At 64.4% G+C, this 12,940-nt stretch carries 11 protein-coding genes; 5 read left to right on the forward strand and 6 right to left on the reverse strand.

Features of this window, described 5'->3' with window-relative positions; genetic code table 11:
• The first annotated feature begins 4 nt into the window (after positions 1-4).
• From G489_RS21990 to trxA (G489_RS0114570), 5 genes are all read left to right on the forward strand, one after another.
• On the forward strand, positions 5-709 hold the full coding sequence (locus G489_RS21990) for an NTP transferase domain-containing protein (protein ID WP_162142440.1): 705 nt from the start codon (positions 5-7) through the stop codon (positions 707-709).
• On the forward strand, positions 709-3,744 hold the full coding sequence (gene addB / locus G489_RS0114555) for a double-strand break repair protein AddB (protein ID WP_029042143.1): 3,036 nt from the start codon (positions 709-711) through the stop codon (positions 3,742-3,744). Before G489_RS21990 ends, addB begins: the two co-directional genes overlap by 1 nt.
• On the forward strand, positions 3,741-7,163 hold the full coding sequence (gene addA, locus G489_RS20800; protein ID WP_051332680.1) for a double-strand break repair helicase AddA: 3,423 nt from the start codon (positions 3,741-3,743) through the stop codon (positions 7,161-7,163). Before addB ends, addA begins: the two co-directional genes overlap by 4 nt.
• Before the next feature lie 65 nt (positions 7,164-7,228).
• The gene (trxA, locus tag G489_RS0114565; RefSeq protein ID WP_029042144.1) at positions 7,229-7,552 is read left to right on the forward strand and encodes a thioredoxin; all 324 of its coding nucleotides are present in this window, start codon (positions 7,229-7,231) and stop codon (positions 7,550-7,552) included.
• Positions 7,528-7,878 (forward strand): thioredoxin, encoded by a 351-nt coding sequence (gene trxA, locus G489_RS0114570; protein ID WP_029042145.1) that lies wholly within the window; start codon positions 7,528-7,530, stop codon positions 7,876-7,878. The genes trxA (G489_RS0114565) and trxA (G489_RS0114570) overlap by 25 nt, the downstream gene beginning before the upstream one ends.
• 63 nt (positions 7,879-7,941) lie before the next feature.
• Here the strand turns inward: trxA (G489_RS0114570) and G489_RS0114575 are convergent, their stop codons facing one another.
• The 6 genes from G489_RS0114575 to trpA form a co-directional block, all read right to left on the reverse strand.
• Positions 7,942-8,442, reverse strand: coding sequence for a peptide-methionine (S)-S-oxide reductase (locus tag G489_RS0114575; protein WP_029042146.1), 501 nt, complete (start codon positions 8,440-8,442; stop codon positions 7,942-7,944).
• Positions 8,443-8,556: 114 nt separating this feature from the next.
• Positions 8,557-9,063: a peptide-methionine (S)-S-oxide reductase MsrA gene (gene msrA, locus G489_RS0114580; RefSeq protein ID WP_029042147.1), complete on the reverse strand. Its 507-nt coding sequence runs from the start codon at positions 9,061-9,063 to the stop codon at positions 8,557-8,559.
• Entirely contained in the window at positions 9,060-9,509 is a 450-nt protein-coding gene (gene msrB, locus G489_RS0114585) for a peptide-methionine (R)-S-oxide reductase MsrB (RefSeq protein WP_029042148.1), read from the reverse strand. Before msrB ends, msrA begins: the two co-directional genes overlap by 4 nt.
• A 147-nt stretch (positions 9,510-9,656) precedes the next feature.
• On the reverse strand, positions 9,657-10,946 hold the full coding sequence (locus tag G489_RS0114590) for a bifunctional folylpolyglutamate synthase/dihydrofolate synthase (protein WP_029042149.1): 1,290 nt from the start codon (positions 10,944-10,946) through the stop codon (positions 9,657-9,659).
• Positions 10,947-11,003: 57 nt separating this feature from the next.
• The gene (accD, locus tag G489_RS0114595) at positions 11,004-11,981 is read right to left on the reverse strand and encodes an acetyl-CoA carboxylase, carboxyltransferase subunit beta (RefSeq protein WP_029042150.1); all 978 of its coding nucleotides are present in this window, start codon (positions 11,979-11,981) and stop codon (positions 11,004-11,006) included.
• A gap of 120 nt (positions 11,982-12,101) precedes the next feature.
• Positions 12,102-12,932: a tryptophan synthase subunit alpha gene (trpA, locus tag G489_RS0114600; RefSeq protein ID WP_029042151.1), complete on the reverse strand. Its 831-nt coding sequence runs from the start codon at positions 12,930-12,932 to the stop codon at positions 12,102-12,104.
• Positions 12,933-12,940 lie beyond the last annotated feature (8 nt).

Genomic DNA, 12,940 nt, shown 5'->3' on the forward strand with positions numbered 1-12,940 from the left:
GGTGATGCCGGATGCGATCCTGCTTGCGGCCGGGCGTGGCACGCGCATGGGCGCGCTGTCGGATCAACGTCCCAAACCGCTCACCCCGGTTGCCGGGCAGCCTGTCCTTGATCGCATCGCTGCCAATCTCGCCGCGGAGGGCATCACCCGTTTCACGGTGACCGCACATCACCTTGCCGCACAGATCACCAGTCATATCGAGGCGGTTGCTGCCAGCCATCCCGATCTTGCCTTTGAAGTTTCTGTCGAATCCGAGCTGTTGGGGGTTGGCGGTGGCATCCGCCATGCCCTGCCGAACACATCGAGCGATCCGGTGCTCATTGCCAATACCGACGCGTTCTGGCCGGCAGGCAGTGATCGTCCGGTCGCGCGGATGACCACCGTGAGCCGTGACGGTCCTGTGCTGCTTTGCGCCGAACCCGCGCGCGCCGTCGGGCATCGCGGCGCACACGATTTCGTGCTCGACACCAATGCCCGTCTTTCCCGGGAAGGCAGGGGCAAACCGGTGATCTATGCCGGGATGATGCTGGCGCCGCGTGCGTTTCTCATGGCCCTGCCGCAAGGATATGGCCCGATCACTCCGCTCCTCGATCAGGCGTTGGCCGAGCATAGCCTTCACGGCGTCATGCTTGAGGCGCCGTGGTTGCATATCGGGGACCCCGAGGCCATTGTCGAGGCCGAGCAATGCCTTGTGAGGGGACGCGGTTGATGCGCCGCCAAGCGCTTTTTACCATCGCGCCGCACGCGCCGTTTCTGCCGACGCTGGTCGAGCGGATCTGCGATGGCACGCTGACCGGCGGGGCAATTCCCACCCCGCCCTTCGGGCTGGCGGACATCACCGTGTTCGTGCCTTCCCAGCGCGTGCGCCAAGCGCTGATCGCCACCTTCACCGACAGGCTCGATGGTGGCGGATTGCTGCCCGATATCCGCCCGCTGGGGGAATCAGATCCCGAGGAAGCGGCGTTCCTCGATACCGACTGGCCGCTGCCCCCGGCCACCCATCCATCTCTCAGACAGCTCACCCTGGCCCGGCTCGTGGGGCGCTGGGTCGAGGTCAATCCGTCAGGCTTTGCCAGCCCGCCCAGCGCCGCCGAAATCATTTCGCTCGCCGGATCGCTCGGTCAGCTCGTCGACCGGCTGCATATCGAAGAGATCGATCCTTCGGTGTTTGCCGGGCTTGTGCCCGAAGACCGGGACGTCGCCGTTCACTGGCAGGAGACGCTGGCGTTTCTCTCGATCGCGCTGACCGCATGGCCCAAACACCTCGAAGACATTGGCGGGGCGGATCACGCAGACCTGCGTCGGCGGAACGTCGACAATGAAGCCGAAAATGCGCTTAGCCGCTTCGGCGAACGCCCCGTCATTGCAGCCGGTTCGACGGGTTCGATGCCGGCCACCGCAAGACTGCTCGCTGCCATTGCCGACCTGCCAAACGGCGTGGTGGTCCTGCCCGGGCTCGATACCGACCTCGGGCCGGACGATCATGCCGCGCTTTTGAACAAGCAGGCCAATCCCGAAACCAACAGCCAGTATGCGCTGATGCGGCTGTTACGGGTCTTCGATTCCGGGCCCGGCGCTGTCGAAGAACTGGCCGACACCATCGCGCCGCGTACGACCATCGTGCGGCAGGCCTTGGCGCGCTCAGAGATGAGCGGCGCATGGTCGGGCTGGCGGGCGGCGCATGGCGACAAAGTGATTGCAGAGGCATTTGGATCGGTGGCCCTGATCACGGCGCCCAACCAGCACGACGAAGCGCGGGCCATTTCCGTGGCGGTTCGCGAAGCGCTGAACGAAAACCGGGGCCGCATCGGCATCATCGCGCCCGACCGCGATCTCGCCCGCCGGATCGCACGGGAGCTCGAACGCTTCGGGATCGAGATCGACGACAGCGCCGGCATTCCTCTCAGCCAGTCGGGTGCCGGACGGCTGGTGCGTCAGATGCTGGCGCTGGCGGGGACGAATTGCGGCCCGGTGGAGCTTGTCGGGCTGCTGGGCGCAGCCCCCGTCACCCTGGGGTTCGAACGCAAGCACCTCGACGACCTGCGCCGCGCCCTCGACAAGGGCGTCCTGCGCGGCCGGCGGGTACCGCCCGGCCTTGAGGGTCTCACCAGGCTGATCGCCGACAATGCCGGCAAACGGCTGGATCACGCGGCCATGCAATATGACGAGGCGACCGCAGAGCAGTTGACCGAGCTCGTTGGGCGACTGGATGCGGCCCTGTCGCCACTGCTCGAAGTTTTCGCAGAGCAGCGCCCGCATCTGCCGGCTCTTGCCCGCGCTCTTGGCAAGGCGCTCGACGCATTGCGGGTGCCGGCGGATGGCATTGCGCGGGCTCCGCTCGATGGCGGGCCGGAACTCGTTGCCCTCATCGACAGGCTGAGCGCAGGAGAGGACGGGTTTACCGCCACCGCGCCGGCCCTTGGCGACGCTTTCGTCACCCTGATGGGAGCGGAAAAGGTTCATCCCCCCGCGCCAGCGCGGCGGGATGTCTCCCTGTGGGGCCGGATCGAAGCGCGGTTGATGAGTGCCGATCTGATGATCCTTGCCGGGCTCAATGAAGGCGCCTGGCCGGACGACGCCGATCCCGGCCCGTGGCTGTCACGCGGCATGCAAGTCGATGCCGGGCTCGAGCCACCCGAATTCCGCATCGGGCAGGCGGCCCATGACTTCGAAATGGCGCTTGGCAACCGCAACGCCATTCTCACCCATGCCATCCGCGTTGGCACGTCGCCCGCCGATCCCTCGCGGTTTCTCAAACGGTTGACCGCGTTTGTCGGGAAGCCTGCGAGCGAGACCATGCAGGAACGCGGCGCACGCTGGCTCGATTTCGCGGCGCGGCTCGACGATGCCGGTGCGCCGGTCCCCGCCAAACGCCCGGCCCCCTGTCCGCCGGCCGCGCTGCGGCCCAAACGTCTCTCCGTGACCGAGATCGAACCGCTCATTCGCGACCCTTACGAGATCTATGCCAAGCGGGTCCTGCGCCTCACAAAGCTGCCTGGGCTCGGCGAGGTGATCGATGCAGCGGAACGCGGTACGCTGATCCACGGCATATTGGGGGATTTCATCGAGAAGGGGCACGACCCGGCCGCACCGGATGCGGAGGTCGTTCTCAACCGGTTGGCCGCCGAGCGGTTTGAAGCGCTCAATGACGTCCCGGCACAACGTGACATCTGGCTCAGGCGATTTTCTGCCATCGGCACGGCCTGGCTCGATTGGGAGCGGGAGCGGGCGGCCAATGTCGACCAACGCTTTGCGGAGACGAAGGGGGAGACAGCGCTACAGGTCTCGGGCGCCGACTTCACGCTCTATGGCCGGGCCGACCGGATCGACCGGATGAAGGACGGGCGGATCGAAATCCTCGATTTCAAGACCGGCTCTATTCCCGACAAGAAGACGATGACCGGATTTCTGGCACCCCAGCTTCCGATCGAGGCGCTGATCGCAAGGCGGGGCGGGTTCGATACAAAGCTTACCGGCGCGCCGGCGCGGCTGGCCTTTCTCAAGCTGGCGCATGGTCCGGTGCCGCTCGCGGTCACCGAATTCGCGACGGACGGCCAGCCGCTCGACAAGATCGTCGATGACTATTGGCACCTCCTGCAGGCGCATATCGCGCATTTCCTCTTCTCCGATACGACGCCGATGATCGCGGGGCTGATGCCGGACACCAAGGCGCGCTATGTGCGCGACTACGCCCATCTGGCCCGGGTCCGCGAATGGGGCGGGACGGAGGGCGAGGACGAATGAACGACAAGCTCGCCATCCCCGACGATACGCGGCATGCCCAGGCCCGGGCCGCCGACCCCACGTCCAGCGTCTGGGTGTCGGCCAATGCCGGGGCCGGCAAGACCTTCGTTCTGACGCGGCGGGTGCTGCGGCTTCTCTTGGCGGGGGTCAAGCCGGACGAAATCCTCTGCCTCACCTATACCAAGGCCGCCGCCGCCGAGATGCGCGGGCGCGTTGCCAAGGCGCTCGGTGAATGGGCCCTGATGGCGGATGAAGCGCTCGTTGCAGAGCTCGCCAGTGTCACCGGCCAGCCGCCCGACCGGGTCACGTTCGAGCGCGCGCGGCTGTTGTTCGCGCAGGCGCTGGAGACTCCGGGCGGGCTCAAGATCAACACCATTCACGCCTTTTGCGAGGCGGTGCTGCACCGTTTCCCGCTCGAGGCGGGCCTGCCCTTCGATTTCACCGTGATCGAGGATGCGGAGAAAGCCGGGCTCGTGCACGCCGCGCGGCAATCTGTGCTGGCGGACGGGCTCAATGGCGACGTAGCGCTCACAGAAGCCGTCGAGACCCTGTTTGCGGCGGCCTCGGACACGCGGCTCGAAGACGTACTCGATGCAGCCCTCGCCTTCGGACCGCGCCTCACGCGTGCGCTGTCCGACCCGGCGCGGGCCGAGGCCAATCTGCGCAATTTGCTGGGATTGAGTGCCCAGGACGATGCGGCCAGCATCGCGAAGCGCATCACCGGCGACGCGATCATTCCGCACAGCGAATTTGCAGGGGTCGCGGCGCATCTCGATCACCTTGGCGGCTCCAAGACGCTGGCGGGCAAGTTTGCCGCCGAAAGCGAAATGCCGGAGAGCCCGGAAGCCGTTTTCGCGGCGTTTCTGACCAAGGCCGACCTCGCTGCCCCCAAGAACGAGAACGTCACCGCCGCGCTGCAGAAAAGCGACCCCGATCTCGCCGACCGCATTCGCGCCGAGACAGGGCGCGTGGCCGGACTCGTGCCGGTCTACGCCGCAGCGACCGCTTTCGAACGGTCCCGCGCCCTGATGTCGATTCTCAAGGCCGTGCTCGAACGCTACGAGGCAATGAAGCGCGGGCGGGCGCTGGTCGATTTCGACGATCTGATCGACAAGCTGCGCGACTTGCTGACCATCCGCTCGGTCGGGGCCTGGGTGAGCTACAAGCTCGACGCCGCGATCACCCATATCCTGGTCGATGAAAGCCAGGACACCAATCCCGAACAATGGGACATCGTCAGTGCGCTGACCGAGGAGTTCTTTTCCGGGGACAGCGCCGTCCAAAAGCCGCGCACCGTGTTCGCGGTGGGCGACGAAAAGCAGTCGATCTTTTCGTTCCAGGGCGCCGCGCCGCATCTGTTCGCGGAAACCGGCAAGCGGCTGGCCGCACGGGCGGCGGATGCCGGGGCCAGGTTCGAGCGCCTCGAGCTCAAGACCAGTTTCCGCACCGTTTCGACCGTGTTGAGCGCTGTCGACCGTGTGTTTGCGGCCGGGGAAGCCCATGCCGGGCTCGAAGCCGATCCCCGTCCGACCCGGCACATCGCCGCGCGGACCGATCGCGGCGGGCGGGTGGAACTGTGGCCCCTGGCCGCGCGCGCGGAGGCGCCTGAAGAACTCGATCACTACCCGACAGAACCGATCGACATGCGCAGTCCCGAACGGCGGCTCGCCGCCGATATCGTGGCGCGGATCGGGGTATGGCTGGCTGAGAGACGTCCCCTTGCAGGGCGCGGGCGCGCCATCACGCCGGGCGATGTGATGATCCTTGCGCAGAAGCGCGGTACGCTGTTTCACGAGATCATCCGTGCGCTCAAACAGGCCGGCATTCCCAATGCCGGCGCCGACCGGCTTTCGGTCACAAGCCATATCGCGGTCGAGGATTTGCTGGCGCTCGGGGATGTGCTGATCAATCCCGGGGACGATCTCAACCTGGCGACCGTTCTGCGGTCGCCGCTGTTCGGCATCTCCGAAGCGGCGCTTGAAGCCCTGTGTGCCGGTCGCGGCGACAGAACCGTTTGGCGTCAGCTGGGGGAATTGGCGCAAACCGAAGACTGGGCCGCGGCGGCCCATGCGCGCCTGCGTGCCTGGCGGGCGCGGCTCGACCGGCAGCGGCCTTATGATTTCTTCGCCCGGCTGTTGTTCGCCGAAGGCGGGATCAAGCAGTTCCATGCCCGGCTCGGCATCGAGGTCGATGATGTGCTCAATGAATTTCTCGATATGGCGCTCGATCACGAGCGGACGCGCGATCCGTCGATGGTCGCCTTCATTGCCGGGCTCAGGCAGACCGAACGCGGGGTCAAGCGCGAGTTGAGCGAAGCGGGCGACACGGTGCGGGTGATGACCATTCACGGGGCCAAGGGGCTCGAAGCGCCCGTTGTCATCCTGGCCGATGCGGCCGATGTGCCCGCCGGGCGCAACCTTGCCCATCCGGTCGCGGTCAATGCCCCGCAGGACGATCCGAGCCGGCACTTCGTGCTCTGGCTCGGGGGTGGCAAGGGCTGCGCGCCGATCGACATGGTCAAACAGGCGCGGCGCGATGCCGAGTTCGACGAATACCGGCGCAAGCTCTATGTCGCGCTGACCCGGGCAGAGGATGAACTTTATCTCACAGGCAAGGCCGACAAGGATGGCGGCGCACCGGCAAAGAGCTGGTACGGGCTGGTCAAGGCGGGCCTCTTGCCCCATGGCGAGGAAACCCATGATGCTGAAGGCCGACCGGGTCTGGTTTTCGCGGGCAGCGTTGGAGCACAGGAAGCGGGGCAAGGCGGGGCCATTGCTGGCAGCGATCCCGCCCCCCTGCCCGGCTGGCTCACCGAACCGGCGCCTGCGCCCTTGAGCATTCCGGTGGTTTCGCCTTCTCTTGCGGGCGATCACGACCTGAGGACAGCCGGTGGAACCGGTGACGCGGAGGCGGCGCGCCGACGGGGGATCGCGGTGCACGCGCTTCTCAACCAGCTGCCCGCCATTGACCCCGCTGAACGCGGGTCCGTCGCGCGCAAGGCGCTTGGCGCGTTGTTGCCGGATCAGTCCGAGGCCCATGAGGCCCTGATCGACAAGGCGCTGGGGTTGATCGAACATCCGCCCGTCGTCGGCTTGTTCGGCCCGCAAAGCCGGGGTGAAGTCACCATTTCCGCTGATTTGTCCCTTCCGCAGGGACCGGTGCGCCTGTCGGGCCGGATCGACCGGCTCATCGACAGCAGCACGCTGACCATCATCGATTTCAAATCCGATGCCGCCCCGCCCGACGATGGCATTCCCGCTGCCTATCTGACCCAGCTGGCGCTTTATCGCGCCGCGCTTGAAAAATCCTTCCCGGGCCGCGCGGTTTCCGCAGGGATTTTGTGGGTCGAAACCGGCGCGGTGATAATGGCGAATGCGCCGGAGATGGATGCGGTGACAAATTCGTTCACCCCCGCGTGACGGCCTTGAACCGCCCGGCGACTCTGCCTAGCTTATCATTAAACGCGTTTCGAAAGGATTTTCTTATGACGCAGCAGGTCACCGAACAGAGCTTTGCGCAGGACGTACTTCAGTCCGACGTGCCCGTGCTTGTCGATTTCTGGGCCGAGTGGTGCGGCCCGTGCAAGGCCATCGCCCCGGTTCTCGAAGAGATCTCGACCGAGATGGCAGGCCGGGTGAAGATCGCCAAGCTTAATGTCGACGAAAACCCGGGTATCGCTGCCCAGTTCGGCATTCGCTCGATCCCGACCATGATCCTGTTCAAGGATGGCACCGCGGCCGACATGAAGATCGGTGCGGGCGAGCCCAAGGCCGGGCTGGTCAAATGGCTGGAAGGCCACGCGGCCTGATGGGCCTCAAGGCAGTCAGTGACGGCGACTTCGACAGCGAAGTCATGGCCAGCGACGTTCCGGTGCTCGTCGATTTCTGGGCCGAATGGTGCGCGCCCTGCAAGGCGATGGACCCCGTACTGGAAGACGCCCAGTCCGAACTCGGCGCGCGGTTGAAAATCGTGAAGCTGAACTCGGAAGAGAATGTCGGCACGGTCACGCGCTTCAATGTGCGTTCGATGCCGACCTATCTGGTGTTCAAGAATGGCGAAGTGGCCGACATGCATGTCGGCGCGACGCTGTCGCGCGTGGCCATGATCAAGTGGCTCGAGGGTCACGCGGCCTGACGGCCAGAAGAAGTTTTGCTTATCGCAAAAGGGCGGGTCACAGGACCCGCCCTTTGTTTTTGGTCACACGGAGGCGGCAAATGCCGAAAAATCGCGCCGCAACACAGCCAGCTTGGGATCGATATAGGCCCTGCAGAACGGCTTGCCCTGGTTCCTGACCGCATAGTCGCGGAATTGTTCAGGCGAAGGTTCGAACACCACAAACGGCAGGACGCGCGTCACCAGCTTCTCGTCAAAGCCGGCTTGCAGGTGCGAGAGCATTTCTTCGGCCTCGCCGCGCTGGGCGTCACTCGTTGCGTAGATCGCGCTGCGGTATTTGCCGCGCATGGTGTGGTTGGAGGTGCTTGAATGGGTGTGCAAATGGACCTCGACCAAGACCTCGAGCGAAATGGTTGCCGGGTCGAAATGAACGATCACCGCCTCGGACAGCGCCTCATCAGGCGGAACCGAGGCGATATAACCCTGTTCCACGTCTGAAACGCCCTTGAGCGCGGCAAAGACCGCCTCGGTGCACCAGTGGCACCCGCCGCCAAAGCCGATGGTGTGAGAGTTGGCGATCGCCATTGGTGGCCTCACTTTTGCATAGGTATGGGCGCTTTTCCCTCAGAGCGCGCAACTCTCAGGGTGTTCGCGCCGAGAAAGGCTCCACCGGAGCCTTTCTGCCTTGCGGCACGGCGCTCACTCGGCCGCGTCACGCTTCGGCAACACCCAGCCGGCGCGCGGGAAATGGCAGGTATAGCCACCCGGATTACGCACCAGATAGTCCTGGTGTTCGGGTTCGGCTTCCCAGAAGTCGCCAACCGGCTCGACCTCGGTCACCACTTTGCCAGGCCAAAGGCCCGAGGCTTCGACATCCTTGATGGTGTCGAGGGCGACCCGCTTTTGCTCATCGTCTTCATAGTAAATCGCCGAGCGATAGCTCATGCCCACATCATTGCCCTGGCGGTTGCGGGTGGTGGGGTCATGGATCTGGAAGAAGAATTCGAGCACGGCGCGATAGCTCGTCACCTCGGGGTCGAAAATAATCTCGACGGCCTCGGCATGGGTGCCGTGATTGCGATAGGTCGCATTGGGCACATCGCCGCCGGAATAACCGACCCGGGTCGAGACGATGCCGGGCTGCTTGCGGATCAAATCCTGCATGCCCCAGAAGCAGCCGCCAGCGAGTACAGCACGTTCAGTCATGTCACATCCTCCACTTGGTCGAGATAGTCGCCATAGCCCTCTGCCTGCATGTCGTCGCGATGAACGAACCGCAGCGAGGCCGAATTGATGCAATAGCGCAGGCCGCCGCGATCGACGGGGCCATCGTTGAACACATGGCCGAGATGGCTGTCACCATGGGCGGAGCGCACCTCGGTGCGGACCATGCCGTGGCTCATGTCCCGCAATTCGCTGACATTGGCCGGTACGATGGGCTTTGTGAAACTGGGCCAGCCGCAGCCGGAATCGAACTTGTCTGCGGAAGCGAACAAGGGCTCACCCGAAACGATATCGACATAGATGCCCGGTTCCTTGTGATCGTCATATTCACCGGTGAACGGACGCTCGGTCCCGTTCTCCTGGGTCACCCGGTACTGTTCCGGGGTCAGGCGGGCAATGACGTCGGGGTTCTTGTTGTAGCTTGTCATTGTCTCCCCTTTCTCGGTGGATGGTGAGCTCTTCGTGCGCGCCGCTCAGAGCGCTTCTCTCCTAATGGTAACGCGCAATGGTCTTGACCAGTAGCGTCAACGCGATTGTGAGGAAGATGGATGTCGCCGTGAACGCATCACGTGAAGTCAACGCGGCAGCGTGCCGTTCTGTTTCAGCACCGCGCCGGCGAGATAAAGCGACCCGCCAATCACCACGCGCTTGGCGCCCGGTTCGAGAGAGCCCAGGGCTTCGGAGATCGAGTTCGCGGCGCGGGCCTCGAACCCCCCCTTGCGCGCCACCTCGGCCAGGTCTTCCGCCGGAATGGCGTTGGGCTCATCGGGAATGGTCACGGTGACGATCTGTTTGGCAAGACCGGTAAACGCAGCCACATAGCGGGCGGCGTCCTTGGTCGAGAGCATGCCGAGAACCAGGGTCAGCGGCAGGGAGCGCTTCTCATTGAGATCGCTCAGCGCCCGAGCCAGGGCTTCGGCGCCGGCCTGGTTATGGCCGCCATCGAGCCAGAGCTCGTCTTCAGCGCCGATCAGGGATTTGAGCTCGCCTTCGAGCGGCATCATGCGGGCGGGCCAGTCGACCTGCCTCAGCCCGGCGGCCATGGCGGTACCATCGACCGGCAGGTTGAAATGCCGGATGGCGGCGACGGCCAGCGCCGCATTGTCGATCTGGTGGGTCCCCAAAAGGCGGGGACGCGGCAAATCCTCGAGTCCGTCGAGATCCTGATAGACGAACCGGCCGGCCTGTTCGTAGCCATCGAAATCATGACCGGCGACAAACGGAGCTATGCCGAGATCGAGACAGCGGGCCTCGAGCACCTTGAACGCTTCCTCGGGCTGGCGGGCAATCACCGCCGGGCTGCCCGGCTTGAAGATACCCGCTTTCTCGCCGGCGATATCGGCCAGGGTCTCGCCGAGAAACTGCATATGGTCGAGCGAGATCGAGGTGATGATGGTGCCAAGCGGATGGTCAACCACATTTGTGGTATCGACCCGACCCCCAAGCCCGGTTTCGAGCAGCAAATAGTCGGCGGGGGTCTCCGAGAAGAGGATATAGGCCGCCGCCGTGGTGATCTCGAAAAAGGTAATGCCTTGCCCGGCATTGACCGTTTCGGCGCGCTCGAAAGCCTCGATCAGCTTTTCATCCGGGACCAGTTCGCCCGCAAGCCGGATGCGCTCATTGAAGCGCACCAGATGGGGGGAGGTGTAGACATGCACCGATTTGCCCGCCGCCTCGAGCATGGCCCGCAGATAGGCGACGACCGAACCCTTGCCATTGGTGCCTGCCACATGGATCACCGGCGGCAGCCGGTCTTCGGGATGACCGAGATCGGCCAGGAGCCGCTCGATCCGCTCGAGGCTGAGATCCATCAATTTGGGGTGGAGCGCGGTGAAGCGCTCCAGAAAGGCATCGATGCGGGACAAGGCGGGTGAACCGAAACTGGCGGCCGGGCCCGTCGGCCCGGACCGGTGATTGGGGTGTTATTCGGCGTGGGCGCCGATCGGGGGATTGTCGAGCAGCTCGTCTTCTTCCGCATCCCCTTCGGCGGCGACAACCACGTCGCGCATATTGACGACATTGGCCGGCTTGTCGCCGATCTCGTCAATGGCCGGCGCCTTCATGAAGATGCCGGTCAGCGAACCGATGACATTGCGCATGTTGTGGCGGTGCACGACCATGTCGACCATGCCGTGTTCCCGCAGATATTCGGCAGTCTGGAACCCCTTGGGCAGCTTTTCGCGGATCGTGTTCTCGATCACACGGGGACCGGCGAAGCCGATCAGCGCACCGGGCTCGGCGATGTGCACATCACCCAGCATGGCGTAGGAGGCCGTCACCCCGCCGGTGGTGGGATTGGTGAAAACCACAACATAAGGCAGGCCGGTTTCACGGAACCGTTCGACGGCAACCGTGGTGCGCGGCATCTGCATGAGGGAAAGCATGCCTTCCTGCATGCGCGCGCCGCCGGAGGCTGCGAACAGCACGAACGGGGTCTTGCGTTCGCGGGCACGGTCGAGACCGGCGACAACCGCGGAACCGGCGGCCATGCCGAGTGTGCCGCCCATGAAGTCGAAGTCCTGCACCGCGGCAGTCAGATCGCGGCCGAACAGCTTGCCGTCCGCCACCAGGACCGAATCCTTCATGCTCGTCTTGGTGCGGGCATCGCGGAGCTGATCGGTATAGCGCTTGATGCCGCGGAACTTGAGCGGATCGACAGGTACGTCGGGCACCTCGACCTCGGTGAAGGCGGCATCGTCGAAGAAATGACCGAGCCGGTCGCGGGCCTTGATCTTCATGTGGTAGCCGGAATTCGGCACCACCCACTGATTGGCCTCGAGATCGCGGTAGAACACCATCTCGCCGGATTCGGGGCATTTCACCCACAGATTCTCGGGCGTGTCCTTCTTGTTCAGAAAGGAACGAATCTTCGGCAAAACGCCGTCATTGATCCAGTTCATGCTTGCGCCTTCCTGTTACGCGATACGCTTGTCGCCCGCCATTGCTGCAGGCTTGGCACGGGCGCGGTTCAGGCCCGCGCGTGCAGTGTGCCCCTAATATAGGCAATTTTTAGCATCTTATCAGCTTCTGGCGCGTTTTACACCCGCGCTCAGGGTCCGGATCAGGTCGTGCACCGCCGTTACCGTACGGTCCGACCCCTTGCCGTTCTCATCGAGATTCTTCTCGACTTCACGCACGATCGCCGTGCCCACGACCACGCCATCCGCGGTGCGGCCAATCGCTTCGGCGTCTTCGCTCGTCTTGATGCCGAAACCGACACAGACCGGCAGGGCGGTGTGGCCCTTGATGCGGGAAACCGATTTCGCCACCGTTTCCGTGTCGGTCAGCGCGGCGCCGGTGATCCCGGTCATCGAGACGTAATAGACAAAGCCCGAGGTGTTGCGCAAAACGACCGGAAGCCGCTTGTCGTTGACCGCGGTCGGCGGCACCAGCCGGATGATCGAGAGGCCAGCGCGCAGGGCGGGCACGCACAGTTCGGCATCTTCCTCCGCCGGCAGGTCGACGACGATCACCGCGTCGATGCCGACTTCCAGCGCATCGCGGACGAAAGCCTCGACCCCGTAGATGTAGATGGGATTGTAATAGCCCATCAGCACGATCGGGGTGTCCTGGTCCTTCTCGCGGAAGGCGCGGACCATGCCGAGCACTTTTCTCAGCGTCGTGCCAGCCTTCAATGAGCGGTGGCCGGCGAGTTGAATTGCCGGGCCGTCGGCCATGGGGTCCGAAAACGGCATGCCGAGCTCGATGATGTCGGCGCCGGCCTCGGGCAGGCCATCAAGGATCGCCTGGGAGGTTTCCATATCGGGGTCGCCCCCCATGATATAGGTCACAAGCGCCGGGCGGCCCTGTTTCTTGAGCGCTGCGAAGCGCTTGTCCATGCGGTCGGTCATATCCGAAG

Origin of the sequence: Cucumibacter marinus DSM 18995, assembly GCF_000429865.1 — a bacterium.
Taxonomy (GTDB): Bacteria; Pseudomonadota; Alphaproteobacteria; order Rhizobiales; family Devosiaceae; genus Cucumibacter; species Cucumibacter marinus.